Here is a 23469-nt window from a genome sequence, read left to right on the forward strand (position 1 = left end):
TTTCAGCCGGCCGCGCTTAGCGGAAACCGGGGGGAAAGTGAATATGTCGTGCGCTGTGCGCCGGGGCCGCGTGTCCCCTGCGCGTCTGCGCCCACCCCGAGGGAAACGCCTGATGACCATCGCTTCGCCCGAACCCGAGTTTGCCGCCCCCGACGCCGAGGCCCGCCCGCTGTGGCTGGTGCCGCAGGGCGACGATGGCCCGCTCTGGCCCGAGGGGGTCGAGACCGGCTTTGCCGCGGCCAGCGGGTTCGCCGCCAGGCCGGGGCAGCTCTGCCTGCTGCCCGCCCCGGACGGGGTGGGGGGCGCGCTGTTCGGCATCGGCAAGCCCGCCACCCCCGCCGACCGCCCGGCGCGCGAGCGCTTCACGCTCGCCCGCGCCGCCGAGGCGCTGCCCGCCGGGGCGTGGCGGATCGCGGGCGCGCCCGAGTCCTACGACCTGACCCACGGGGCGCTCGGCTGGCTCTTCGCGCAGTATCGCTTCGCCCGCTACAAGACCGCCGAGCCGCCCAAGGCGCGGCTGGTCTGCCCCGAGGGCGTCGACCGTCAGGCGGTGCTGGCGATGGCGGCGGGCGAGTATCTGGCCCGCGACCTCATCAACACGCCGGCCGCCGACATGGGGCCGGCTGAGCTCGAGGCCGCCGCCCGCGCGCTCGCCGACCGGCACGGCGCGGCGGTCGAGGTGATCTCGGGCGCGGCGCTGGCCGAGGGCTATCCGATGATTCATGCCGTGGGCCGCGCCGCCGGGCCGGGGCGCGCGCCGCGGCTGATCGACCTGCGCTTTCCGGGCGCGGGGCCTGCGGTCACACTGGTCGGCAAGGGGGTGTGCTTCGACACCGGCGGGCTCGACATCAAGCCGTCGTCGTCGATGCTGCTGATGAAGAAGGACATGGGCGGGGCGGCGAACGTGCTCGGCCTCGCCGAGACGCTGGCGCGGATGGGCCGCGCGGGCGGGCTGCGGGTGCTGATCCCGGCGGTCGAGAACAGCGTCGGGTCCGACAGCTTCCGGCCCGGCGACGTGCTGACCAGCCGCAAGGGGCTGACGGTCGAGGTCAACAACACCGACGCCGAGGGGCGGCTGGTCCTCGCCGACGCGCTGGCGCTGGCGGCCGAAGAGGCGCCGGCGGTGCTGATTTCCATGGCGACGCTGACCGGCGCCGCGCGGGTGGCGCTGGGGCCGGACCTGCCGCCGTTCTTCTGCGACGACGAGGCCGCGGCCGAGGCGCTGCACGGCTCCGGGCGCGATCACGCCGACCCGATCTGGCGCCTGCCCTTCTGGGAACCCTACGAGGCGATGATCGAGCCTGCCATCGCCGACCTCGACAACGCGCCCTCGGGCGGGTTCGCGGGGGCGATCACCGCGGCGCTGTTCCTGCGGCGCTTCACGGAAGGCGCGGGCACCTACGCCCATTTCGACATCTACGGCTGGCAGCCCGCCGCCGCGCCCGGACGGCCGAAGGGCGGCGTCGGTCAGGGGATGCGGGCGATCCTCAACGCGCTGCCCGCGCTGACCGACCGCGCGACGGGGGCGCGCTGATGGACCCGCGCCTGACCCCGGCCACCGACCGCGTGGCGCTGGCCGGCGCCGGGATCGAGCGGCCCACGCTGACCGAGGGCACGGCGATGCGCGTCGCGGTGCCGCTGGTCGATCTGGACCGCGAGCCGAACGGCCGCCGCGACCGCCAGCTCGTCTTCGGCGCCGACGTGACGGTGATCGAGCGCCGCCACGACCGCGCCTTCGTGCAGGCTGCGGCGGACGGCTATTGCGGCTGGATCGGCATGGCCGCGCTGACGGCCGAGCGGCCCGCGATCACCCACCGGGTCGCCGCGCCCGCCACCCACATCTACCCCAAGGCCACGATGAAAGAGCGTGAGAGCGCCAGCCTGACGCTCGGCGCGCGGCTGGCGGTGGCGGGGATCGCGGGCGGGTTTGCTGAGCTTGTCACCGGCGGGTTCGTCCCGGTCCAGCATCTGACCGACACCCCCGCCGACGACCCGGCGGCGGTGGCGCTGAGCCTCGTCGGCACCCCCTATCTGTGGGGCGGCAACTCGCGCGGCGGGATCGACTGTTCGGGGCTCGCGCAGGCGGCGCTGTGGGCGGCGGGGATCGCCTGTCCGGGCGACAGCGACCTGCAGCGCGCGGCCTTCCCCGAGGTCGAGGACATCCGCCGCGGCGACCTGCTGTTCTGGCCGGGCCATGTGGCGATGGCGCTGGACGCCGGGCGGATGGTCCACGCCACCGCCTCGGCCATGGCGGTGATCGTCGAGGACATCGCCGCCGCCATCGCCCGCATCGACGCGGCCGGCGACGGGCCGTTCCTCGGCGCCCGGCGGCCCCCGGCGGGCGGGGCCGCGCAGGGCGCCCCCTCGCTGGACGGGCGCGTCGCCTTTCCGTAAGCCTCGGCCAACAGCCAACTGGCAACCGCAAACTGGCAACCGCCAGCCCGCCAGCATCGGGAGAGTTCAGCATGACACATCTGTGGGTCCGGGCCGAAAGCCGCCCCAACGAGGACCGCGTCGGCATCACCCCCGAGGGGGTGCGCGACCTCATCCGCCGCGGCTTTGCCGTGACGGTCGAGGACAGCCCCCGCCGCATCCTGCCGACAGAAGAGTACCGCCGCGCCGGCGCCACCATCGCCCCCGAGGGATCGTGGGTCGAGGCGCCCGCCGACGCCATCGTCTTCGGCCTCAAGGAGCTGCCCGAGGACGGCACCCCGCTCACCCACCGCCACATCATGTTCGGCCACGCCTTCAAGGGCCAGCCGGCGGGGCAGGAGCTGCTCAAGCGGTTCCGCGCGGGCGGCGGGCGGCTCTATGACCTCGAATATCTGCTCGACGACGACGGGCGGCGGCTCGCGGCCTTCGGCTACTGGGCGGGCTACGCGGGGGCGGCGGTGGCGCTGAAATGCTGGGCGGCGCAGGCGCATGGCGGCATCTGCGGCCCCGTCCACCCGTTCCCCAACAAGGAAGCGCTCGCCGCGAGCCTGCGGGCCGAACTGGACGGCACCGGCCGGGTGCGGCCGCGCGCCATCGTCATCGGCGCCAAGGGCCGGGTCGGCACCGGCGCCGCCGACCTCTGCGCCGAGATGGGGGTGCGGGTGACCAAGTGGGACATGGCCGAGACCGCCCACGGCGGCCCCTTCCCCGAGATCCTGCTGCACGAGGTGTTCCTCAACTGCATCCTCGCGCAGCCCGGCTGCCCGGTGTTCGTGCCGGAAAGCGCCGTGAACCCCGGCCGCGCGCTGACGGTGATCGGCGACATCGCCTGCGACCCGACGAGCGAGTTTTCCCCGATCAAGGTCTATGACCGCACCACCGACTGGGCCGCCCCCGCGCTGCGGGTGGCCGATCGGCCGCCGCTCGACGTGACGGCGATCGACAACCTGCCCTCGATGCTGCCGCGCGAATCGAGCCAGGATTACGCGGCCCAGCTTCTGCCGGTGCTGCGCCAGCTCGACGCCATCGACGCGGGCCCCTGGGGCCGGGCGGCGACGATCTATGACACCCATCTGAAAGGGCTTTCGGCATGACGATTCACTGGGTTGGCACCGGGCTTTCGGCGATCCCCGGCCTGCGCCGCCTGCTCACGGGCAAGACGCCGGTCGTGGTCTGGAACCGCACGGTGGACAAGGCCCGCGCCGCGGTGGGCGATCTGGCGCAGGACATCCGCGCCTATGAGCCGCAGGCGCTGACCGAGGCGCTGGCAGCGGGCGACGTGGTCGTCTCGATGCTGCCGGCCGACCAGCACCCGGCGCTGGCGCGGATCTGCGTCGAGAAGCGGGCGCATTTCGTCAGCTCGTCCTACATCTCGCCCGAGATGGCGGCGCTCGAGGCGGCGGCCGAGGATGCGGGCGTGGCGCTGGTCAACGAGGTCGGGCTCGACCCCGGCATCGACCACCTGATGGCGCACGAGCTGGTCGCGGATTACCGGCAGGTCGCGCAAAAGGGCGACGCGGTGAGCTTTACCAGCTACTGCGGCGGCATCCCCCGCCATCCCAACCCGTTCCGCTACAAGTTCTCGTGGTCGCCGCTGGGCGTGCTGCGGGCGCTGCGCTCGCCGTCGAAGTCGATCCGCGACGGGGCCGAGCGGGTGGTGGATCGCCCCTGGCACGCCATCGACCCCTATGATGCGCCGCTGCCCGTGCCCGAGCGGTTCGAGGTCTATCCCAACCGCGACTCGACCGCCTTCATCGACCCCTACGGGTTCGACCGCGAATGGACGCTCAAGGATTTCGTCCGCGGCACCATCCGCCTCAAGGGCTGGTCCGAGGCGTGGTCCGAGGTCTTCGCTGAGGTCGAGGGGCTGACCGGCCCCGAGGGCGACGTGCGGCTGCGCGAGATGGCCGAGGGGTTCTGGGACGCCCACGCCTATGCCGAGGGCGAGCCGGACCGCGTGGTGTTGTTCGTCCGGCTGGCGGCCGAGCGCGGCGGGGCGCGGGTCTATGACCGCGAGTGGGTGCTGGACGCGCAGGGCAACGACCGCGGGACCGCAATGGCGCAGCTCGTCTCGATCCCCGTGGCGCTGGCGGTCGAGGCGGTGCTGCGCGGCGACTTCGCCCCCGGCGTCCACGCGGCGCCCTCGGCACCCGAGGCGATCGCCGGCTGGCTGGTCGAGGTGGGCGAGATCGCCGACCACATGGCCAAGGTGGACCACCTGTCAAAACCGTGATCCGCGCGTGAGACCGAGGGGGGGAACGCACCCGGCCTGCTGACGTTGCCTGAGTGAATTGTTCAGGAGATTTTGCATGGCCCGCTTTGCCCCCTCGTTCCTCACGACCGCCGCCGCGCTCGGCCTGATGGCCGGGGCGGCGCTCGCGCAGGATTTCAACGCCGCCCCGCCGAATGCGCCGGATCAGCAACCGGCCTTCGAGGGCCAGACCCGCGCCCCGGCGATCGCCGACACGGTCGCGCTCAAGACAGAGACGGTGGTGGACGGGCTCTCGCACCCCTGGGCGCTGGCGCTTCTGCCCGACGGGGCGTGGCTGGTGACCGAGCGGCCGGGCCGGCTGCGGATGGTCGGCGCCGATGGCACGCTGTCCGAACCGATCGAGGGCCTGCCCGAGATCGACGCCAAGGGCCAGGGCGGGCTGCTCGACGTGATGGTCGGGCCGGATTTCGCCAGCGACCGGCGGCTGTGGATCAGCTATGCCGCGCCGGCCGAGGGCGGCAACCAGACCGCCGTCGCCACCGCGAAGCTCTCGGCGGACGGCCGCAGCCTTGAAGAGGTCAAGGAGCTGTTCCGCCAGACCCCCGTCTATGACGGCGACAAGCACTTCGGCAGTCGCCTGCTGCTCGACGGACAGGGCGGGCTGATCGTGACGCTGGGCGAGCGCTCGGACGTGCCGATCCGCGACAGCGCGCAGGCCGACGACAACCACCTGGGCAAGATCGTCCGCATCGACCCGCTCACCGGCGCGCCGATGGGGGCCGGGATCGGCCTGCCCGAGACCCACGCCAAGGGCTTCCGCAACGTGCAGGCGGCGGCATTCGACAAGCAGGGCCAGCTCTGGACCGTCGAGCACGGGCCGAAGGGCGGCGACGAGCTGAACCACGTCGAGGCGGGCAAGAACTACGGCTGGCCGGTCATCACCTACGGCGTGGCCTACAGCGGCGCCGACATCAACGCGGGCAAGACCGCGCAGGAGGGGATGGAGCAGCCGGTCTATTACTGGGACCCGGTGATCGCCCCCTCGGGGATGGCGTTCTACGACGGCGCCATGTTCCCGGACTGGAAGGGCAGCGCGCTGATCGGGGCGCTGCAGGCCGGCGGCGGGGTCGTGCGGCTGACGCTCGACGGCGGCAAGGTGTCGGGCGAGGCGCGCTATCTCAACGGCATCGGCCGGGTCCGTGACCTCGCCGTGGCCCCGGACGGAGCGCTGATGCTGGTGACGGATGCCGACAACGGCGCGGTGATCCGGGTGTCGAAGGAGTAAGGCAGGGGGCGCTCGCGCCCCCTCGGCCGCGTGCCGCGGCCTCACCCCCTGAGGATATTTGGGTCCAGCCCGAGGGGGCGCAGGGTCGCGGGCGCGTCAGCCCTTGAGCAGGTTGTCGGCCTCGTCGCCGGGCGAGAGGCCCAGCGCCTCCATCCCCGCCTCGAGGTGGTCAGCGAGCTGCGGCTCGCCCATCAGGTAATCCTCGGTGGGCGTGGTCTTTTCGGCCTTGGCCGTCGCCACTGCCTCGGACAGGTCGTCGGCATCGAAGGTGCCACGGCCGATCCACATCACCGCCGTCAGCGCCGCCTGCTCGTCGTCGTTCAGGTCGGCAATGAAGTCGCGCAGCTCATAGGCGTTGCGCCCGCCGCGCCCGTCGAGCCCCTGATCGTAGTCACGCGCCCGGATGACGACGAAGGCGATCTTGTCGGCGCTGATCTCAAGCATGGCGCGGCAATCCTCTCTGCGGCCCCGGAGGGTACCCCGCTTGTCGCCCGAACCCCGCCGCCCGTCAATCCGCGCGCGGCTGCGGTTCTTCCTTGTGCAAATATCCTGGGGTGAGCGCCGCAGGCGCGAGGGGCGAAGCCCCTGCTAGCGCCCGAACAGCCGCTCGATGTCGGTGAGCTTCAGCTCGACCCACGTCGGGCGGCCGTGGTTGCACTGGCCCGAGCGGGGCGTCCGCTCCATCTCGCGCAGAAGCGCGTTCATCTCCTCCCCGCTCATCCGCCGGCCCGAACGCACCGAGCCGTGGCAGGCCATCGACGAGAGCACCGCGTCGAGCCGCGCCTGCACCCGGTCGCTTGCGCCCGTGTCGGCGAGGTCGTCGGCGATGTCGCGCATCAGCGCTGCGGCGTCGATCCGGCCGAGGGCCGCGGGCACCTCGCGCACCGCGACGCAGCCGGGGCCGAAGGGTTCGATGACCAGCCCGAGGCGGGACAGAGCGTCCGCCGCCTCCAGCACGCGTTGGGCCGCGTCGCCCAGATCGACGATCTCCGGGATCAGCAGCGCCTGCCCCGGCACCGGCGCGCCCGCGGCCTGCGCGGCCTCGGCCTGGGCCTTGAGGCGTTCGTAGACGAGCCGCTCGTGGGCGGCGTGCTGGTCCACGATCACGATGCCGTCCGCGGTCTGGGCGATGATCCAGTTCTCGTGCAGATGTGCCCGGGCCGCGCCGAGCGGGTTCTCGCCTGGGCTGTCGGGTATGGCTTCGGTCGTGTCGGGCTCGATCCGGGCCGCGGCCGGGGCGAAGCCGGGCGCCGCTTCGGACAGGCCGGGGGCAGCCCCCAGCGGGGCCTGCGCGGCCCAGCCCGCGGCCAGCGCCGCGGGGCGCAGCGGCGTCTCGGGGCGGAAGGCGCCGAGCACGGCGGTCCCGCCGGTCGAGGCGGCGCGGTGCCCCGCCCCCGCCATCGCGTGCCTGAGCGCCGAGACGACCAGCCCGCGCGCGGCCTCGGGCGTGCGGAAGCGCACCTCGGCCTTGGCCGGGTGCACGTTCACGTCCACCCCCTCGGGGTCGCAGCTCAGATACAGCACCGCCGCCGGGTGGCGGCCCGCGGCGAGCACGTCGAAATACCCTGCCCTGAGCGCCCCGGTCAGCAGCTTGTCGCGCACCGGGCGGCCGTTGACGTAGAGATGCTGGGCCACCGCCGCGCCGCGCGAATAGGTTGGCAGCGCGGCGAGGCCCGTGAGCCGCAGCCCGTCGCGCTCGGCGTCGAGCGTCACCGCGTTCTCGACGAACTCGCGCCCCATGACCCGGCCGATGCGGGTGGACAGCGCTGCCTCGCCCGTCTCGGGGTCGGCGCGGAACAGCACCCGGTCGGCGTCGGCGTCGGTCAGGGTGAAGCCCACGCCGGGCTCGGCCATGGCCAGCCGGCGGATGACTTCGGCGATGGCCTGGGTCTCGGCCCGGTCGCCGCGCAGGAACTTGAGCCGCGCGGGGGTGGCGAAGAAGAGATCGTGCAGCTCGACCACCGTGCCGCGGTTGCCGGCGGCGGGGCGGACCTCACTGACGCGGCCGGCGGCGACCTCGATGCGGGCGGCCTCGGACCCCGCGGCGCGGCTGGTGAGGGTGAGGCGGCCGACCGCGCCGAGGCTCGGCAGCGCCTCGCCGCGGAAGCCGAAGCTGCGGATGTTGAGCAGGTCCGAGCCGTCGATCTTCGAGGTGGCGTGCCGCGACAGCGCCAGCGGCAGGTCGGCGGCGGTCATGCCGCAGCCGTCGTCGGCGACCCGGATCAGCCGCTTGCCGCCCCCGGCGATGGTCACGTCGATGCGCCGGGCCCCGGCGTCGAGGGCGTTCTCGACCAGCTCCTTGACCGCCGAGGCGGGACGCTCGACCACCTCGCCGGCCGCGATGCGGTTGGCGGCGGCCTCATCCAGTTGGCGGATGACCGGGCGGATGTTGGGGTCATGGCGCGTCATGACCCCAGATATAGCAAGAATCGCGCCGTCCGCGAAAGCGATTCCTGAGCCGACGGCCGGTCGGGGAACCCGGCGCGCGCGGCGCGGCTTTAGGTCTCATCAGACCACACTCATGCACCCAACAAGGATGAACGCCATGAAAACCCTGACCCTCGCCGCGCTGGCCACCGCCACCCTCGCCCTGGCCGCCTGCGGCCCCGATGCGGGCACCCGCGCCACCACCGGCGCTGCGACCGGCGCGGTCGTGGCCGGTCCTGTCGGCGCCGTCGCGGGTGCGGCGCTGGGTGGCACCGGGGCCGTTCAGGTCCGCTGACCGGCGTCCATCGCCAACGATACGGCCGCCGCCCCTGGGGGACGGCGGCCGTTTTCGTTGTGCTGGCGCGTCAGAGCCCTTCGGGCCGTCCGACCAGCACGAAGCTGAGGCGCGCGGGGTCGAGCAGGCGTTGGGCCACGCGGTTCACGTCGTCGACCGTGACCGCCTCGATCTGCGGGTTGCGGGTGTTCACGTAGTCGCGCGGCATCCCCATGAGCTGCATCCCGGTCAGGATCCCGGCGATCTTGCCGTTCCCGTCGAAGCGCAGCGGGTATTCGCCGGTCAGGTAGGTCTTGGCGTCGGCGACCTCGCGATCGGTCACGCCCTCGCGGATCTTGCCCCAGACCTCGCGCACCAGCGCCACGGCCTCGCCCGTCCGGGCGTTGGCGGTGGCCATGCCGCCCTGCCAGCTTTCGCCGAGCACCTGGTTGGCGAGACCGGTGCCGACGCCGTAGGTCAGCCCGCGCTTTTCGCGGATCTCGTCCATCAGCCGCGACGAGAACCCGCCGCCGCCGAGGATGTGGTCGAGCACGAAGGCCGCGAAGTAGTCCTTGTCGCTCATCGGCAGGCCGGGCTGGGCAAAGGCCACCACGGTCTGCGGGCTGTCCCAGTCGATCACCGTGGTCTGGCCGTCGAACTGCGGCGTGGCCGCGGGCGGCAGCGGCACGGACGCCGTGGCGGGCAGGTCGCCGAGGATGCGGTCGACCAGCGCGCCCAGCGCGGCCGCGTCGATGTCGCCGGCGGCCGAGACGATGACGCGGTCACGCGCCAGCACCCGGTCCTTGGCGGCGCGCAGGTCCTCCACGGTCAGCGCGGCGACGCTGTCCTCGGTCCCGTTGAGCGAGCTGCCGTAGGGGTGGCTGCCCCAGAGGCGGGCGGCCATGGCCTTGGCGGCGATGGCGTTCGGCTCGCTCGCCTCGGCGCGGATGATCGACTGGACCTGCGCGCGCACCCGCTCGACCGCGTCGGTGTCGAAGCGCGGCACGCTCAGCGCATCGCGCACGAGGTCGGCGGCGGCGTCGCGGTTCTCGGTCAGGGCCCGCAGGCTCACGGTCAGCGCGTCGTCGCCGACGTTGAAGCTCGCGCTGGCGCCGAGCGCCTCCATCGCCTCGGCCCACTGGGTCGCGTCGCGGTCGGCCGCGCCTTCCTCGAGCAGGCCGGTCATCAGGTTGACGGCGCCGCGCTTGCCCTCGGGATCGACCGAGGCACCGCCGCGGAAGGCGATGTTGACGGCCACGAAGGGGATCGAGTGATCCTCGACCAGCCAGGCCCCGACCCCGCCGGGCGAGGTCACCTGCTGGATGTCGATGGCCCGCGCCGGCAGCACGGCGAGAAGCGTGAGGGCGGCGGCGGTGACGAGCGCGCGGATCATTGCTGCACCTCGGCGGCAGGGGTTTCGGGGGCGGCGCCGTCCGGGGCGGCGGTCCCGTCAGGCGGGGGTGGCGGGGCGCCGGGGGTCGCGGTCGGGTGCGGGGTGTCGGCAGGGCTGGGCGCGGCGGTTTCCGCGGTGTCGGTGGCGGGCGCTGGGGTGGTCTCCTCCGTGGCTGGCGCGTCGGCCACGGGGGCGTCCGGCGCGGCAGCCCCAGCCGGGACGTCGGCAGCCGGCGTCTCCGGCGCCCCCGCCTCGGCCTGCGCGCCCGGCACAGCCCCCTCGCCCGCCGGCGCAGGCAGCAGATGCGCCGTCACCGCGCCTTCGCGGCGCAGCGCGAGGCGGGCGGCGGCCTTCACGTCCTCGACCGTGACCGCGGCGAGCAGGTCCGGCCAGTCGTTCACGTCCTCGACCGTCAGCCCGATCGCCAGCCCCTGCCCGTAGTCATACGCGCGGCCGTGAGCCGAATCGCGCTCGTAGATGCGGGCGGCGCGCAGCTGCGTCTTGACCCGGTCGAGTTGCGCCGGGTCCGGCCCCTCCGCCAGAAATTCGTCGAGGGACGCGTCCAGCGCCGCCTCGGCCGCCGCCTTGGCGGCCTGAGTGTCGGGCTGTGGCGGATAGACCATCGTCACCGCGAAGGTCGTCGGATCGACGGTCAGCCCGTCGTAGCTCGCCCCCGCCCACAGCGCCTTGCCGGTCATCACCAGCTTGCGCCCCAGCACCGAGGTCTGCGGCGAGCCGCCGAGCAGTTCGGCCAGGACCGCCAACGCCGCCGCCTGCTTCTGGTCGCCGGCATTGCGCTCGGGCACGATCACGCTGCGCGAGATCGTGGGCTGCGGCACCCGCGGGTCGGCCATCTCGATCACCCGCGACGCCCGCTGCACCGGCTCTTGCGGGCGGGCGGTGCGTTCGGCGCCCGGCCGGGCCGGGATCGGGCCATAGTGCTTTTCGGCGAGGCTGCGGACCTCGTCCGCGGTCACGTCGCCCGCCACGACCAGCACCGCCGCGTTCGGCGCGTAATGGGCGCCGTACCATGCCAGCGCGTCGTCGCGGGTCAACCCCTCCATCTCTTGCCGCCAGCCGATCACCGGGCGGCCATAGGGTTGGTTGTAGTACTGCACCGCCGCGCGTTCCTCGGCAAAGAGCGCGCGGGGGTCGCTGTCGGTGCGCTGCGCGCGTTCCTCGAGCACGACCTGCCGCTCGGCCTGCCAGTCGTCCTCGCCGATCCTGAGGTTGGCCATGCGGTCCGCTTCCATCCCCATCACGAGGTCGAGGCGGTCGGCGGCGATGCGCTGGAAATAGGTGGTGAAGTCGTACGAGGTGAAGGCGTTGTCCATGCCGCCGTTGGCGGTCACGGTCTTCGACAGCTCGCCCGCCGCCAGCTTGTCGGTGCCCTTGAACATCAGGTGCTCGAGGTAATGGGCGATCCCCGACTTGCCCGGCGTCTCGTCGGCCGAGCCGATCCGGTACCAGACCATCTGCACCACGACCGGGGCGCGGTGATCCTCGATCACCACCGCCTCCATCCCGTTGGGCAGGGTGAAGTGGCTCACGCCCGGCGGCATCTCGGCCAGCGCGGGCGAGGCAGAGGCAAGCAGGACGGCGAGGAGCGTGCGGCGCATGGGCGACCCCTTCAGGTCATCATCGGGAAGGCCAGAGGATGACCGCAGCCGGCGAGGCGCACAACCCGTCGCCCGATCACTGCCGCTTGAGGGGCCGCCCGGTTGCGGCGGCCCGTGCGCCCCCGGACGCCCGCAGCCCGCTCAGCGCGGCGGGGCGCTGGGGGTCTGGACGCCGGTGCGGCGCCAGCGTTCCAGCTCGGCCCAGCTGTCGAGCGTCTGCGGCCGGTAGGCGCGGTAATAGACGTTGGTGCGGGCCACGATCTCGAGCAGGCGGCGGCCGTGGCGGGCGCGGTATTGCGCATCCTCGGCGGCGGTGACCTGGCGGATGCCGGGCGTGACCCCGGCGCGGGCGGCATGGGCAAGCAGCGCGCCGTCCCCGGCCCCCACGCCCTGCGCGGCGAGCTGGCCCGGGTTGCCACCGAGGGCGGCGACGGCGTCAGCCTCGGGGTGCGGGTCGGTGATGTTCGCGCCGCCCGGCGTCGGCGCCGGCAGCTGCGCGAGGTCCGGCGGCAGTTCGAGCGGGCGGGTCGGGACGATGGCGAATTCTTCGGGGCCGTCGTCGCTGGCGAGCGTCATCAGCTTGCCCTCGTTCGAGCAACCGGCGAGCGCCAGCGCGCAGATGGTCAGCAAAGCGGCCCGCATGATCTCACGTCCTGTCCCGTTTCCGGCCTTCTAGCGCGTCCGGGGCGGTCCGTCACGGGTCTTGTGGCGGTGCCAAGGGCGCGTGAGCAGGAATCGGCGGCAGGGGGTGGCGTCCCCGCCGCAGTCAGTCGCCGCTGCCGGACCGGCGCCGCGGGCGCGGGGCGGGGGCGGGCGGCGGCGCGGGTTTCGGGCCCGGCTGGACGATCAGCCCCAGTGCGCCGGCGAAGATGGCGATGTCGGCCACGTTGAAGCTGTAGGGGTTTCGCCAGCCGGGCAGGCTCATGTTCAGGAAATCCGCCACCGCGCCATAGGCCACGCGGTCGATGACGTTGCCCAGCGCGCCGCCGACCAGCAGCCCCGCCGCGACCTGCGCGAGCGTCCCGGGCCGCAGCCGCACCAGCCACACCGCGACGCCGACGCAGATCGCCAGCGCCACGCCGATCAGCACCCAGCGCATGAACTCGGCGTCGGTCCCGAAGAGGCCGAAGTTGACCCCCTGGTTCCACGCCATCCTGAGGTTCAGCCACGGGTCGATCACGTCGATCGCCTGCACCTCCTTGAGGTTCAGGGCCTGCACGACGATCCACTTACTGAGCTGGTCCAGCGCCAGCACCCCGAGCGTCACGCCCAGCGCCCACCACAGCTTGCGCGGCGGCAGGGGCGGCGGTTCGGCCTTGAGCACCCGGCGCTTCTTCGGCGCGGTGCCGTCGGCGGCCGGCAACCGGCGCCGGGCGGGCTTCTTCGCGGGCTCGCCCGCAGCCGCCGGAGGGGTGGGCGTGTCGCTCATCAGTGCCGGAAATGCCGCTGCCCGGTGAAAACCATCGCCAGGCCGAGCCGGTCGGCGGCCGCGATCACCTCGGCGTCGCGCATCGACCCGCCGGGCTGGATCACCGCGCGGGCGCCGGCGGCGGCGAGCGCCTCGATCCCGTCGGGGAAGGGGAAGAACGCGTCCGAGGCGACCGCCGCGCCCTCGGTCAGCGGCTGCGCGAGGCCCAGCGCCTCGGCCATGTCCTCGGACTTGCGGCGGCCGATGCGGGTGCTGTCGACCCGGCTCATCTGCCCGGCGCCGATGCCCACGGTGGTGCGGTCCTTCGCATAGACGATGGCGTTCGACTTGACGTGCTTGGCGACCGTCCAGGCGAACATCAGGTCGTCGAGTTCCGCGGCCGAGGGCTGGCGCTGGGTCACGACCTTCAGCGCCTCGCGCGAAACATGGCCGTTGTCGCGGCCCTGGACCAGGAAGCCGCCGGCGACCTGGCGGACCGTCTCGCCCCCCGCGCGCGGGTCTGGCAGCCCGCCGGTCGTCAGCAGGCGCAGGTTCTTCTTGGCGGCAAAGACGGCGCGGGCGGCCTCGGTCGCGTCGGGGGCGATTACCACCTCGGTGAAGATCTCGGTGATGGCACGGGCCGTCGCCTCGTCCAGCGTGCCGTTCAGCGCGATGATCCCGCCGAAGGCCGAGGTGCGGTCGCAGTCGAAGGCGCGGCCGTAGGCCTCGGCGAAGCTCGTGCCCAGCGCCACGCCGCAGGGGTTGGCGTGCTTGATGATCGCCACCGCGGGGGTGGCCGGGTCGAACTCGGCCACCAGCTCGAACGCGGCGTCGGTGTCGTTGATATTGTTGTAGGACAGCTCCTTGCCCTGCCACTGGCGGGCGGTGGCGACACCGGGGCGCCCCGTCCCGTCGGTATAGAAGGCCGCCGTCTGGTGCGGGTTCTCGCCATAGCGCAGCGTCTGCGCCAGCGTCCCGGCAAAGGCGCGGCGGCGCGGGGCGTCCTGACCGATGGCACCCGCCATCCACGCCGACACCGCCGCGTCATAGGCCGCGGTGCGGGCATAGGCCGCCTGCGCCAAGCGCTGGCGGAAGGCGAGGGTCGTCGCGCCGTCGTTCGCATCGAGCTCGGCCAGCACGGCGTCGTAATCCTGGACATCCACCACGGTGGCGACGAAGCCGTGGTTCTTGGCCGCGGCGCGGATCATCGCCGGGCCGCCGATGTCGATGTTCTCGACCGCCTCGGCATAGTCGGCGCCGCGGGCGACCGTCGCCTCGAACGGGTAGAGGTTCACTACCAGCAGGTCGATCGGTGCGATCCCGTGCGCGTCCATCGCCGCGACGTGCTCGGGGTTGTCGCGCAGGGCCAGCAGCCCGCCGTGCACCGCCGGGTGCAGCGTCTTGACGCGGCCGTCCATCATCTCGGGGAAACCCGTGACCTCGGCCACGTCGCGCACCGTCAGCCCCGCGGCGCGCAGCGCGCTCGCCGTGCCGCCGGTCGAGAGCAGCTCGACCCCGCGGGCGGCCAGCGCCCGGGCGAAATCCTCGAGCCCGGTCTTGTCCGAGACCGAGATCAGCGCGCGCTTGAGGGGGGTGCGGTCGGTCATGGCGGGCTCCGGCTATGGCGTCGCGCGTGACCTAGCCTGACCGGCGCCGCCCGTCCAGCCGCCGCACTCTCCGCGGGGGTGGCCGGGAATAGCGGGGGGACGGACATTTGAAACCGCCCGGCCGCCCGCCTAAGTCAGCCCGCAAGCAGAACGAGGATGCCATGACCGACCTCACCCCCCGCCAGATCGTGGCGGAACTGGACCGCTTCATCATCGGCCAGGCCGACGCCAAGCGCGCCGTCGCCGTGGCGATGCGCAACCGCTGGCGGCGTCAGCAGCTTGCCCCCGAGCTCAAGGCCGAGGTGCATCCCAAGAACATCCTGATGATCGGCCCCACCGGCGTCGGCAAGACCGAGATCAGCCGGCGGCTGGCCAAGCTCGCCGGTGCGCCCTTCGTCAAGGTCGAGGCGACCAAGTTCACCGAGGTCGGCTATGTCGGCCGCGACGTCGAGCAGATCATCCGCGACCTCGCCGACGCCGCGATGGTCGAGACGCGGGCGCGGATGCGCGACGACGTGACCGCCCGGGCCCGCGCGAGCGCCGAGGACCGGGTGATCGCCGCGCTGGCGGGCGATCAGGCGCGCGAGCAGACCCGCGAGATGTTCCGCCGCAAGCTCAAGGCGGGCGAGCTGGACGACACGGTGATCGAGCTTGAGCTGACCGACACCTCGAACCCGCTTGGGATGGAGATTCCGGGCCAGCCGGGCATGGGCCAGATGATGGACCTCGGCGCGCTGATGAAAGCGTTCGGCGGCCGCAAGACCCGCCGCAAGGTGACCGTCGCGCAGTCCTACGACCTGCTGATCGCGGAAGAGGCCGACAAGCTGATCGACGACGAGCGGGTCAAGACCGCGGCGCTCGAGGCGGTCGAGCAGTCGGGGATCGTGTTCATCGACGAGATCGACAAGGTTGCCACCCGCGCCGACACCCGCGGCGGCGAGATCAGCCGCGAGGGGGTTCAGCGCGACCTGCTGCCGCTGATCGAGGGCACAACCGTGTCCACGAAGTACGGCCCGGTCCGCACCGACCACATCCTGTTCATCGCCTCGGGGGCGTTCCACGTGGCGAAACCCTCGGATCTCTTGCCCGAGTTGCAGGGCCGGCTGCCGATCCGGGTCGAGCTGCGGGCCCTGACCGAGGCGGATTTCGTCCGCATCCTGACCGAGACGGACAACGCCCTGACCCGGCAATATGCCGCGCTGATGGGGACCGATGGGGTCGAGGTCGCCTTTACCGACGACGGGATCGCGGCGCTCGCCCGCATCGCCGCCGAGGTCAACGTCAGCGTCGAGAACATCGGCGCCCGGCGGCTCTACACGGTGATGGAGCGGGTGTTCGAAGAGCTGTCCTTCGCCGCCCCCGACGCGGGCGGACAGCGGGTGACGGTGGACGCGGCCTATGTCGAGGCGCAGCTCGGCGACCTCGCGCGCTCGGCGGACCTGTCGCGCTACGTGCTCTAGCGGCGACGGAACCGCACGCCGCGGGGGCCGTTGTGCGGTCGGACCCGCGGCGTGGGCGCGGATCGAAGCGGAGGCAGGATGATGAACATTTTCAGCGGCATCGGCGGGATCATCCTGTTCGCGCTCGACATCTGGGCGATCGCCTCGGTGATCAACTCGAACGCCGAGCGGTCGTCGAAGATCATCTGGACGCTGGTGATCGCCTTCCTGCCGGTGATCGGGCTGATCGCCTGGTGGTTCATGGGGCCGAAGGCGAATTATCAGGGGCGGGTGTGAGGGGCGCGTAATGGCCGACTAGTTATGAAGCACGATTATTAAAACGGCAAGTTGTCATCATCCCATCGCATTTGTTCTGGCTGAGTAACTTCGACGTGCAGCAAGACAACAATTTTCTGTTTACTGTTTATGGTATAGCGAACGCTATAAGACATTATTATTTCCGCACTGCTGATGTCTATGCTAGTTTGCGCTAGCCAAATTTCCAACCCCTCGGTATCACGTGCGCCTGTCTTCCTGAATGCAAACGGATTGCGTTTTAAAGCAAATCGAATTGGAAATATGCCATTTGATACGACGGTTGAATCGCCGCAATCGTACACTGACATACGATAGCTTTCAGACTCTCGTATATTCCAATCCAAAATATGCACCACAAGAAACTACCAGCCGTACTTGCGTTTAAGCTCTTCAGTACGTTGACGGTCTCTTTGGGTCAACGGCGCATTGGAAAGAGAAGCAAATTGATACGGCATGTCGTCGTACATCTGGAGCGCTCGCCACCTTATATCGTGCGAAGCCTCGCTTATGGCCGTAGCAGACAGCCCGCTAAGCTCGGATATAACTTCATTTACTAAAGCGAGTTCGTCATCCGTAAATAATGATAGATCAGGATCGCGGCATGCTACGATGCGCTTCTGCACAAATGGCCCAATCGGAACCGTTTCGAGGTTAACGGAGCGCTCTTCGATCAACTCATGTTGCACCGGGCTCATAGCCCGTGGCGCCGGACCTCGCGGGAGTTTGAAGTATCTCACGCCCGTAATCGGGCTACCTGTCCTTGCGTAAGCACGAAAGTCAGAATAATAAAGTATTTTGTTTAATTTGATCGCTCCAAAATTAGGGTCGTCTTTGGAGACGTTGGCAATATATATAATCAGCTCTTTCAATTTCCGCATTCCGTTGCGGATTGGAAAGGTGAACAATGGTTCGGCGGGGGTTGATTGATGGCTCACTGAAACGCTCCTTCCCGCTACTATAACTTAAGATTCGGGGGCCGCCAACACATAAGATTCCGGGAGTCAAGCCAGTTTTTTCCTTTCATCACCTGGACTTGCTCAGCTCGATCAACCCGTCCACATCGAACCCCTTCTCCCGCGCCAGCCCGACCAGCCGGTCGTAGGTCGCCTGGTCCATCCGCGGCTCGCGGGCGAGGATCCACAGATAGCCGCGGTTCGGGCCCGAGATCATTGCCCAGCGGTACGCCTCGTCCAAAGCAAAGACGTGGTAGCCGCCGGGGAAGCCGGGGAAGAAGGTGACGCCGAGGCTCGCCACGTCGGGGGCGCCGAGGAAGCGGGCGGTGCCCTCGATCGAGCGCCACTCGCCGTCCTTGCGGCCGCGGTTCAGCACGCGGACCGAGCCGTTGGGGTTCAGGGTGTAGTCTGCGGTCACGTCGGTCATGCCGCGCTCGAAGCGGTGGTCGAGGCGGGCGATCTCGTGCCAGCGGCCCATGTAACGCTGGGCCTCGAAGCCGGTCACCGGCTCGATGCCGGCGGGGACGCGGGTCATCACCGCGCGCGAGCACGCGGCGGCCGCGGCGAGGGCGGCAAGGCCGATGGCGAGGGTGCGGATGCGCATGGGTGACCTCCCGTTTTTTGGGGCTCAACGCGCGGGGCGGGGGTTTGGCTGCATCCGCGTCAGCGGGGATCAGAAGGGGACGTCGGCCGAGAAGGTCATGGTGACGTTCGAATCCGGGTGGCGCAGGCGCAGCGTCTCGGCGTGCAGCATCAGGCGGGGAAACTCGGACGCGGCGCCGGTGGCATAGAGCGGGTCGCCCAGGATCGGGTGGCCGACATGGGCCATGTGCACCCGCAACTGGTGGCTGCGCCCGGTCAGGGGGGTGAGGCGCACCCGCGTCTCGTCGTCGCCCGCGCGGATCACCCGCCAGTCGGTCTGCGCCGGGCGGCCCTCGGGGTGGATCATCTGCCGCGGGCGGTTCGGCCAGTCCACCATCAGCGGCTGCTCCACGGTGCCCGTGCGCCCCTCAACCCGGCCCCAGACGCGGGCGACGTAGGACTTACGGACCCCCCGCGTCTCGAACTGGCGCGACAGGTGGCGCTGGGCGTGGGGGGTGAGGGCGAAGACCATCACCCCCGAGGTGTCGAGGTCCAGCCGGTGCACCAACAGCACGGTGGGAAACGCCACGCGCAGGCGGGCGATCAGGCAGTCGGCGCGATCCTCGCCCCGGCCGGGGACCGACAGCAGCCCCTCGGGCTTGTCCACCACGAGGATCTGGTCGTCGTCGTGGATCAGCCGCGGCTGGGCCTCGGTCGGGCGATAGACGAAGCTCACCGCGCGACCAGCCGCAGGGCGAGGCCGGCGAACATCACCGCGGCGATGCGGTTCAGCACCCCCAGATGCGCCCCGAGCCGCGCCCCGAGCCATCCGGCGACGAGCCCGTAGCCCATCGTCACCAACGTGCCGGTGAAGGCGAAGATCAGGCCCAGCGCCAGCAGCTGGTGCCAGATCGGGCCGTAGTCGGGGCGGGTGAACTGCGGCAGGAAGGCCAGCAGGAACAGCACCGGCTTGGGGTTGAGAAGGTTCGACAGCGCCCCGCGCCGGATCACGTTCCACGGCCGCACCGCGCCGCGGGCCGCGCCCTGCGGCGCGGCGTGCCAGCTTTTCCAGGCCAGCCACAGCAGGTAGCCCGCGCCGATCCACTTGATCGCGGTCAGCGCGGCCGGATGCGCGGCGATCACCGCCCCCAGCCCGGCGGTGGCCAGCAGCACATGGACCACCACCCCCTTGCCGACCCCCAGCCCGGCCAGGGCGCCCGCCCGAGGTCCCCCCTGCAGCCCGCAGGCGGTGGCGAAGAACACGTCCTGCCCGGGGGCAAAGTTCAGCACCAGCCCGCCGGCGACAAAGCCCAGCAACTGCGCCAGCGGGATATTGGCGAGCGTGTCCCAGATCATCCGGTCGACCCGCGCGGGAATTGCGGCAGGCCGTCGGCGATGTCGTAATAGTCGCCCTTGTCGCCCACCCAGACATGCCGCAGCAGCCGCATCCCCGTGGGCGGGTCCAGCGTCCCGGCGGAAATCTCGGTGTCCCCGGTCGCGACGGTGCGCCAGAACAGCGACGACCCGCAGGTAGGGCAGAACCCCCGTTCGCCCGTTTCGGACGAGCGGTACCACGTCACCGGGCCCTCGATCTCGACATGGCCCGCGTTCAGCCCCGCCCAGACATGGCCCGACCAGCGCCGGCACTGGCTGCAATGGCAGGCGACGATGCCCTCGGCCGGGCCGTCGAGTTCGAAGCGGACCGCGCCGCACAGGCATCCGCCGCGCAGGGTCATTGCTGCGCGTCCTGTGGCAGGCCGTCGGCGATGTCGTAGTAATCGCCCTTGTCGCCGACCCAGATGTGGCGTTCCAGCCGCAGGCCGGTCGGCGCGTCGATGCAGCCCAGCGCGACGTCGGTGTCGCCGCGGCCGATGGCGCGCCAGAACATCGACGATCCGCAGGTGGTGCAGAAGCCGCGCTCGGCCTTGTCGGACGAGCGGTACCAGCGGATGTGCTCGGCCCCCTCGATGGTCAGCCGGTCGTCGGGGACCGGGACGGCGGCCCAGACATGGCCCGACCAGCGCCGGCACTGGCCGCAGTGACACGCCGCCACATCGGGCAGCGGCCCGCGGATGGTGACGCGGATCGCGCCGCAGAGACAGCGCGCGGTGCGCCGGGCGTCGGGGTCAGAGCTTGCCTCAGAGCGTGCCAAAGACATCCTGCATCATCCCTTCAAGCGCCGCCTGGTCGGCGGGTGTGAACGCATCGGGGCGGTCGCTGTCGATGTCGAGCACCCCGATCAGCCGCCCGGCCCGCCCGAACACCGGCACGACGATCTCGGACCGGGTCGAGCTCGAACAGGCGATGTGGCCGGGGAAGGCCTCGACATCGGGCACGAGCTGGGTCTTGCCGGTCCGGGCGGCGGCGCCGCACACGCCGCGCTCGAACGGGATCGTCAGGCAGCCGTGCCCGCCCTGGTAAGGGCCGACCTTCAGCACCCCGGGGGCGGTGACGCGGTAGAAGCCGGTCCAGTCGAAGCGGTCGTCGGCGTGGTGCAGCTCGCCCGCGACGGTGGCCATCAGCGCGACCTCGTCGGTCTCGCCTTCGGTGAGGGCGCGGATGCGGGCGCGCAGGTCGGTCCAGTCGGTCATGGCGCTCAGGCTAGCGGCTTCCGGCGCGGCCGGGAAGCGGGGGATGCGGGCTCAGGCAGCGATCGTCTCGACGGTCAGGTTGCCGTTGGTATAGACGCAGATTTCGGCCGCGATCGCCATGGCGCGGCGGGCGATGGTCTCGGCGTCGAGGTCGGTCTCCATCAGCCCCCGCGCCGCGGCGAGCGCGAAGTTCCCGCCCGAGCCGATGGCGGCCACGTCATGCTCGGGTTCCAGCACGTCGCCCGCGCCGGTCACGACGTAAAGCTGGGCGCCGTCGGTGACGATCAGCATCGCCTCGAGGTTGCGCAGGTATTTGTCGGTGCGCCAGTCCTTGGCGAGCTCGACGCAGGCGCGCTGCAACTGGCCCGGCGCGGCCTCGAGCTTTTTTTCCAGCCGCTCGAGCAGGGTGAAGGCGTCGGCGGTCGAACCGGCGAAGCCCACCACCACGTCGCGCCCGCCCGGCGAGAGGCGGCGGACCTTGCGCGCCGTGCCCTTCATCACCGTCTGCCCGACGCTGACCTGCCCGTCGCCGGCGACCACCACCTGCCCGGCCCGGCGGACCGCGAGGATCGTCGTGCCGTGCCAGCCGGGAAACCTGTCGTCGCTCATGCCTGCGCCTCCGTTCGTTCTGCGGGGTCAGATAGGGGCGCGGGCGCGCCGGCGCAACGCGCGCTTCCGCAGTGGCGCGGTGGGGCCTAGGGTGGCGGCGCCCAGCCACCCCTCGTGACGGCCGATCCATGCCCACCCTGCGCGTCTATCTGCACGGCTCGATGCTGCGCACCGCCCGGGCCGGGACGTTCCCGGCGATGGCGGTGCTGCAGGCGGCGGTCGAGTCGCGCGGCTGGCGGGTGGCGTTCGAGCGGGCGGGGCCGGCCGCCCAGCAGGTGCCGCCGCCCGCGGGAGACTTTGCGTTGCTTCACATGAAACGTCCGCTGCATCCGCGCACCCTGACCCTGCGGCGGGCCTATCACTACCCGTTCTGGCGGATCGAGCCGGTGGCCGAGCGCTGGCGCTTTGCCGTCGCCCGCGCCACCTTCGATCCGGCCGAGGTGGATGGTGAGGTCGCCGCGGCCTTCGTGCGCCGGCTGCGGGCGCGGGTGCTGCCCGGTCCGCCGCCGACCCGGGACGGGCCGATCCTTGTGCCGCTGCAGGGCCATCTGCGCCGGCACCGCTCGTTCCAGTCGATGAGCCCGGTCGAGATGCTCGCCGCGGTCTGCGCCACGGGCGAGCCCGTCACCGCCACGCTGCACCCCCGCGAACGCTACGATGCCGAGGACCACGCCGCGCTGGCGGCGCTGGCGGCGCGCTACCCCCGGCTGACGATCGGCGGCGACACGCCGGCGCTGCTGCGCACGTGCCGGTTCGTGGCGACCCAGAACAGCGCCGTGGCGTTCGACGGGCTGATCCTTGGCAAGCCCGCGGTGCTCTTTGCCCAGATCGACTTCCACCACGTCGGGCTCAACGTGGCCGAACTGGGGGCCGAGGCGGCGCTGGCCGCAGCCGCGGCCGCGGCGCCGGATTTCGCCCCCTATCTCTGGTGGTTCCTCAAGCGCCACAGCATCGACGCCCAGGCGCCTGACGCGGGCGAGCGGATGCTGGCGGCGATGCGGGCCGGGGGCTGGCTGCTCTGACCGCGCTGCCCTTGCGCCGCCCCGCCCTGCGCGGCAGGGTCTGGCGCGGCAGCGCGCAGCAGAAAGGGCCGGGGGCATGGCGGAACGGGTGGTCATCGTCGGGGCCGGTCAGGGCGGGCTGCAGGCGGCGGCCTCGCTCAGGGCCGAGGGGTTCGCCGGGCCGATCACGCTCATCGGCGACGAGCCGGGCCTGCCCTACCAGCGCCCGCCGCTCAGCAAGGCCTACATGAAGGACGGCGACGCCAGCCGCCTCGCCCTCAAGCCCGAGAGCTTCTTTGCCCAATCCGACATCGACTATCGCCCCGCCACCATCGTCGCTGCCATCGACCGGGCGGCGGGCGAGGTCGTGCTGGCGGGCGGGGCGCGGGTCGGTTTCGACCACCTGATCCTCGCCACCGGCGCCCGCAACGCGGTGCCGCCGCTGCCGGGGCTCGACCTGCCCGGAGTGCACGGGCTGCGCGGGCTCGCCGACGCCGCGCGGCTGCGCGACGCGATGGGGCGGGCGCGGGGCGCGGTGGTGATCGGGGGCGGGTTCATCGGGCTCGAGTTCGCGGCCGTCGCCGCGGCGGCCGGGGTCGCGGTGACGGTGCTCGAGGCCGCCGACCGGCTCATGGCCCGCGCCGTGACCCCGCCGACCTCGGCGCGGTTCCTCGACTTCCACCGCGGCGCGGGGGTCGACGTGCGGCTTTCGACGCTCGGCGCGGGCGTGGCCGGGACGGCTGTGGCCGAGGGCGTGGTGCTGACCGACGGCACCACGCTGCCGGCCGACCTGGTGCTGCTCGCCACCGGGGTGCGGCCGAACGTGGAACTCGCCGCCGAGGCGGGGCTGGCGGTCGCCAACGGCATCGTCGTGGACGGGCACCTGCGGACCGCCGATCCGCGCATCTTCGCCATCGGGGACTGCGCCAGCTTCCCGCTCGACGGGCGCGCGACGCGGCTCGAGTCGGTGCAGGCGGCTGCCGACCACGCCCGCCACGTCGCCCGCAGCATCGCCGGGCAGGACCAGCCGCCCTATGCCGCGCTGCCGTGGTTCTGGTCCGACCAGGGGCCGCTGAAGCTGCAGATCGCCGGGCTCTCCGAGGGCTGGGACGACACCCACGCGCTGCACGATGCCGCGGGCGCGGTGGACACGGTGCTGGTGTTCCGCGCCGGCCGGCTGATCGCGGTCGAGACGGTGAACCAGGCCGGCCGCCACATGGCGGCGCGCAAGCTGCTGGCGGGCCCGCCGCTCATGCGCGAGACGCTGGCCGCGGCCGATTGGGACCTGCGCGCGGTGCTGGCGGCGGCGGGCTGAGGG

At 71.9% G+C, this 23469-nt stretch carries 25 protein-coding genes; 10 read left to right on the forward strand and 15 right to left on the reverse strand.

Annotation, left to right across the window (positions count from 1 at the left end):
- The first annotated feature begins 112 nt into the window (after window positions 1-112).
- The 5 genes from HGN31_RS07860 to HGN31_RS07880 all read left to right on the forward strand — a co-directional run bounded on the left by HGN31_RS07860 (window position 113) and on the right by HGN31_RS07880 (window position 5930).
- Window positions 113-1534, forward strand: coding sequence for a leucyl aminopeptidase family protein (locus HGN31_RS07860; protein ID WP_168782850.1), 1422 nt, complete (start codon window positions 113-115; stop codon window positions 1532-1534).
- Window positions 1534-2394, forward strand: coding sequence for a C40 family peptidase (locus HGN31_RS07865; RefSeq protein WP_168782851.1), 861 nt, complete (start codon window positions 1534-1536; stop codon window positions 2392-2394). Before HGN31_RS07860 ends, HGN31_RS07865 begins: the two co-directional genes overlap by 1 nt.
- Window positions 2395-2465: 71 nt before the next feature.
- A complete protein-coding gene (locus HGN31_RS07870; RefSeq protein WP_036735550.1) occupies window positions 2466-3527 on the forward strand; it encodes a saccharopine dehydrogenase in 1062 nt (353 codons plus the stop codon).
- A complete protein-coding gene (locus HGN31_RS07875; protein ID WP_168782852.1) occupies window positions 3524-4666 on the forward strand; it encodes a saccharopine dehydrogenase C-terminal domain-containing protein in 1143 nt (380 codons plus the stop codon). The genes HGN31_RS07870 and HGN31_RS07875 overlap by 4 nt, the downstream gene beginning before the upstream one ends.
- A 76-nt stretch (window positions 4667-4742) precedes the next feature.
- Window positions 4743-5930, forward strand: a complete 1188-nt coding sequence (locus HGN31_RS07880) for a PQQ-dependent sugar dehydrogenase (RefSeq protein ID WP_168782853.1) — start codon at window positions 4743-4745, stop codon at window positions 5928-5930.
- 96 nt (window positions 5931-6026) lie between these two features.
- Here the strand turns inward: HGN31_RS07880 and HGN31_RS07885 are convergent, their stop codons facing one another.
- Together HGN31_RS07885 and mutL are read right to left on the reverse strand one after the other, a co-directional pair.
- A complete protein-coding gene (locus HGN31_RS07885; RefSeq protein ID WP_036703151.1) occupies window positions 6027-6374 on the reverse strand; it encodes a DUF3775 domain-containing protein in 348 nt (115 codons plus the stop codon).
- 144 nt (window positions 6375-6518) lie between these two features.
- On the reverse strand, window positions 6519-8339 hold the full coding sequence (gene mutL, locus HGN31_RS07890; protein WP_168782854.1) for a DNA mismatch repair endonuclease MutL: 1821 nt from the start codon (window positions 8337-8339) through the stop codon (window positions 6519-6521).
- A gap of 136 nt (window positions 8340-8475) precedes the next feature.
- On the opposite strand from mutL, the gene HGN31_RS07895 reads away from it, so the two are divergent.
- The gene (locus HGN31_RS07895) at window positions 8476-8652 is read left to right on the forward strand and encodes a hypothetical protein (RefSeq protein WP_197055303.1); all 177 of its coding nucleotides are present in this window, start codon (window positions 8476-8478) and stop codon (window positions 8650-8652) included.
- A gap of 70 nt (window positions 8653-8722) precedes the next feature.
- Here the strand turns inward: HGN31_RS07895 and HGN31_RS07900 are convergent, their stop codons facing one another.
- The 5 genes from HGN31_RS07900 to purH all read right to left on the reverse strand — a co-directional run bounded on the left by HGN31_RS07900 (window position 8723) and on the right by purH (window position 14658).
- Window positions 8723-10024, reverse strand: coding sequence for a M16 family metallopeptidase (locus HGN31_RS07900; protein WP_168782855.1), 1302 nt, complete (start codon window positions 10022-10024; stop codon window positions 8723-8725).
- Entirely contained in the window at window positions 10021-11643 is a 1623-nt protein-coding gene (locus tag HGN31_RS07905) for a M16 family metallopeptidase (protein ID WP_168782856.1), read from the reverse strand. Before HGN31_RS07905 ends, HGN31_RS07900 begins: the two co-directional genes overlap by 4 nt.
- Window positions 11644-11784: 141 nt before the next feature.
- Window positions 11785-12285 (reverse strand): DUF3035 domain-containing protein, encoded by a 501-nt coding sequence (locus HGN31_RS07910; RefSeq protein WP_036712932.1) that lies wholly within the window; start codon window positions 12283-12285, stop codon window positions 11785-11787.
- A gap of 124 nt (window positions 12286-12409) precedes the next feature.
- Window positions 12410-12928, reverse strand: a complete 519-nt coding sequence (gene lspA, locus HGN31_RS07915) for a signal peptidase II (protein ID WP_244961209.1) — start codon at window positions 12926-12928, stop codon at window positions 12410-12412.
- Between the two features lie 143 nt (window positions 12929-13071).
- A complete protein-coding gene (gene purH, locus HGN31_RS07920) occupies window positions 13072-14658 on the reverse strand; it encodes a bifunctional phosphoribosylaminoimidazolecarboxamide formyltransferase/IMP cyclohydrolase (RefSeq protein WP_168782858.1) in 1587 nt (528 codons plus the stop codon).
- Between the two features lie 161 nt (window positions 14659-14819).
- Here purH and hslU point away from each other — a divergent pair, with 161 nt between their 5' ends.
- Window positions 14820-16118 (forward strand): ATP-dependent protease ATPase subunit HslU, encoded by a 1299-nt coding sequence (hslU, locus tag HGN31_RS07925; RefSeq protein ID WP_168782859.1) that lies wholly within the window; start codon window positions 14820-14822, stop codon window positions 16116-16118.
- 78 nt (window positions 16119-16196) lie between these two features.
- Window positions 16197-16394 carry a PLD nuclease N-terminal domain-containing protein gene (locus HGN31_RS07930; RefSeq protein WP_036702591.1) on the forward strand — a complete coding sequence of 66 codons (198 nt, stop codon included), beginning with the start codon at window positions 16197-16199 and terminating at the stop codon, window positions 16392-16394.
- A 383-nt stretch (window positions 16395-16777) separates the two neighbouring features.
- On the opposite strand, the gene HGN31_RS07935 is transcribed toward HGN31_RS07930, so the two are convergent.
- From HGN31_RS07935 to hslV, 8 genes are all read right to left on the reverse strand, one after another.
- Window positions 16778-17350: a Panacea domain-containing protein gene (locus tag HGN31_RS07935; RefSeq protein ID WP_168782860.1), complete on the reverse strand. Its 573-nt coding sequence runs from the start codon at window positions 17348-17350 to the stop codon at window positions 16778-16780.
- 88 nt (window positions 17351-17438) lie between these two features.
- On the reverse strand, window positions 17439-17972 hold the full coding sequence (locus HGN31_RS07940) for a lipocalin family protein (RefSeq protein WP_168782861.1): 534 nt from the start codon (window positions 17970-17972) through the stop codon (window positions 17439-17441).
- A gap of 69 nt (window positions 17973-18041) precedes the next feature.
- Window positions 18042-18686, reverse strand: coding sequence for an RluA family pseudouridine synthase (locus tag HGN31_RS07945; protein WP_168782862.1), 645 nt, complete (start codon window positions 18684-18686; stop codon window positions 18042-18044).
- Window positions 18683-19306: a LysE family translocator gene (locus HGN31_RS07950; protein WP_168782863.1), complete on the reverse strand. Its 624-nt coding sequence runs from the start codon at window positions 19304-19306 to the stop codon at window positions 18683-18685. Before HGN31_RS07950 ends, HGN31_RS07945 begins: the two co-directional genes overlap by 4 nt.
- Window positions 19303-19686, reverse strand: a complete 384-nt coding sequence (locus HGN31_RS07955) for a GFA family protein (RefSeq protein ID WP_168782864.1) — start codon at window positions 19684-19686, stop codon at window positions 19303-19305. The genes HGN31_RS07950 and HGN31_RS07955 overlap by 4 nt, the downstream gene beginning before the upstream one ends.
- A complete protein-coding gene (locus HGN31_RS07960) occupies window positions 19683-20102 on the reverse strand; it encodes a GFA family protein (protein WP_244960929.1) in 420 nt (139 codons plus the stop codon). Before HGN31_RS07960 ends, HGN31_RS07955 begins: the two co-directional genes overlap by 4 nt.
- Complete coding sequence (locus tag HGN31_RS07965; protein WP_168782866.1) at window positions 20089-20541, reverse strand: GAF domain-containing protein; 453 nt, start codon at window positions 20539-20541, stop codon at window positions 20089-20091. The genes HGN31_RS07960 and HGN31_RS07965 overlap by 14 nt, the downstream gene beginning before the upstream one ends.
- Window positions 20542-20592: 51 nt before the next feature.
- A complete protein-coding gene (gene hslV / locus HGN31_RS07970) occupies window positions 20593-21150 on the reverse strand; it encodes an ATP-dependent protease subunit HslV (RefSeq protein ID WP_036702597.1) in 558 nt (185 codons plus the stop codon).
- A 128-nt stretch (window positions 21151-21278) separates the two neighbouring features.
- Here hslV and HGN31_RS07975 point away from each other — a divergent pair, with 128 nt between their 5' ends.
- Both HGN31_RS07975 and HGN31_RS07980 read left to right on the forward strand, forming a co-directional pair.
- On the forward strand, window positions 21279-22172 hold the full coding sequence (locus tag HGN31_RS07975; protein ID WP_168782867.1) for a hypothetical protein: 894 nt from the start codon (window positions 21279-21281) through the stop codon (window positions 22170-22172).
- 76 nt (window positions 22173-22248) lie between these two features.
- Window positions 22249-23466, forward strand: coding sequence for an NAD(P)/FAD-dependent oxidoreductase (locus HGN31_RS07980; RefSeq protein ID WP_168782868.1), 1218 nt, complete (start codon window positions 22249-22251; stop codon window positions 23464-23466).
- Window positions 23467-23469: the final 3 nt, after the last annotated feature.

The sequence above is a fragment of the Paracoccus sanguinis genome (assembly GCF_012689545.1).
Classification (GTDB): domain Bacteria; phylum Pseudomonadota; class Alphaproteobacteria; order Rhodobacterales; family Rhodobacteraceae; genus Paracoccus; species Paracoccus panacisoli.

Bases quoted from the DNA above. Each gene is read 5' to 3' on its own strand.
- HGN31_RS07880 (WP_168782853.1), top strand. From the start codon at position 4,743: ATGGCCCGCTTTGCCCCCTCGTTCCTCACGACCGCCGCCGCGCTCGGC.
- purH (WP_168782858.1), bottom strand. From the start codon at position 14,658: ATGACCGACCGCACCCCCCTCAAGCGCGCGCTGATCTCGGTCTCGGAC.
- HGN31_RS07950 (WP_168782863.1), bottom strand. From the start codon at position 19,306: ATGATCTGGGACACGCTCGCCAATATCCCGCTGGCGCAGTTGCTGGGC.
- HGN31_RS07870 (WP_036735550.1), top strand. From the start codon at position 2,466: ATGACACATCTGTGGGTCCGGGCCGAAAGCCGCCCCAACGAGGACCGC.
- HGN31_RS07875 (WP_168782852.1), top strand. From the start codon at position 3,524: ATGACGATTCACTGGGTTGGCACCGGGCTTTCGGCGATCCCCGGCCTG.
- HGN31_RS07955 (WP_168782864.1), bottom strand. From the start codon at position 19,686: ATGACCCTGCGCGGCGGATGCCTGTGCGGCGCGGTCCGCTTCGAACTC.
- HGN31_RS07895 (WP_197055303.1), top strand. From the start codon at position 8,476: ATGAAAACCCTGACCCTCGCCGCGCTGGCCACCGCCACCCTCGCCCTG.
- HGN31_RS07910 (WP_036712932.1), bottom strand. From the start codon at position 12,285: ATGCGGGCCGCTTTGCTGACCATCTGCGCGCTGGCGCTCGCCGGTTGC.
- HGN31_RS07980 (WP_168782868.1), top strand. From the start codon at position 22,249: ATGGCGGAACGGGTGGTCATCGTCGGGGCCGGTCAGGGCGGGCTGCAG.
- HGN31_RS07860 (WP_168782850.1), top strand. From the start codon at position 113: ATGACCATCGCTTCGCCCGAACCCGAGTTTGCCGCCCCCGACGCCGAG.
- HGN31_RS07940 (WP_168782861.1), bottom strand. From the start codon at position 17,972: ATGCGCATCCGCACCCTCGCCATCGGCCTTGCCGCCCTCGCCGCGGCC.
- HGN31_RS07905 (WP_168782856.1), bottom strand. From the start codon at position 11,643: ATGCGCCGCACGCTCCTCGCCGTCCTGCTTGCCTCTGCCTCGCCCGCG.
- HGN31_RS07885 (WP_036703151.1), bottom strand. From the start codon at position 6,374: ATGCTTGAGATCAGCGCCGACAAGATCGCCTTCGTCGTCATCCGGGCG.
- hslU (WP_168782859.1), top strand. From the start codon at position 14,820: ATGACCGACCTCACCCCCCGCCAGATCGTGGCGGAACTGGACCGCTTC.
- HGN31_RS07865 (WP_168782851.1), top strand. From the start codon at position 1,534: ATGGACCCGCGCCTGACCCCGGCCACCGACCGCGTGGCGCTGGCCGGC.
- HGN31_RS07930 (WP_036702591.1), top strand. From the start codon at position 16,197: ATGATGAACATTTTCAGCGGCATCGGCGGGATCATCCTGTTCGCGCTC.
- mutL (WP_168782854.1), bottom strand. From the start codon at position 8,339: ATGACGCGCCATGACCCCAACATCCGCCCGGTCATCCGCCAACTGGAT.
- HGN31_RS07900 (WP_168782855.1), bottom strand. From the start codon at position 10,024: ATGATCCGCGCGCTCGTCACCGCCGCCGCCCTCACGCTTCTCGCCGTG.
- HGN31_RS07965 (WP_168782866.1), bottom strand. From the start codon at position 20,541: ATGACCGACTGGACCGACCTGCGCGCCCGCATCCGCGCCCTCACCGAA.
- hslV (WP_036702597.1), bottom strand. From the start codon at position 21,150: ATGAGCGACGACAGGTTTCCCGGCTGGCACGGCACGACGATCCTCGCG.
- HGN31_RS07975 (WP_168782867.1), top strand. From the start codon at position 21,279: ATGCCCACCCTGCGCGTCTATCTGCACGGCTCGATGCTGCGCACCGCC.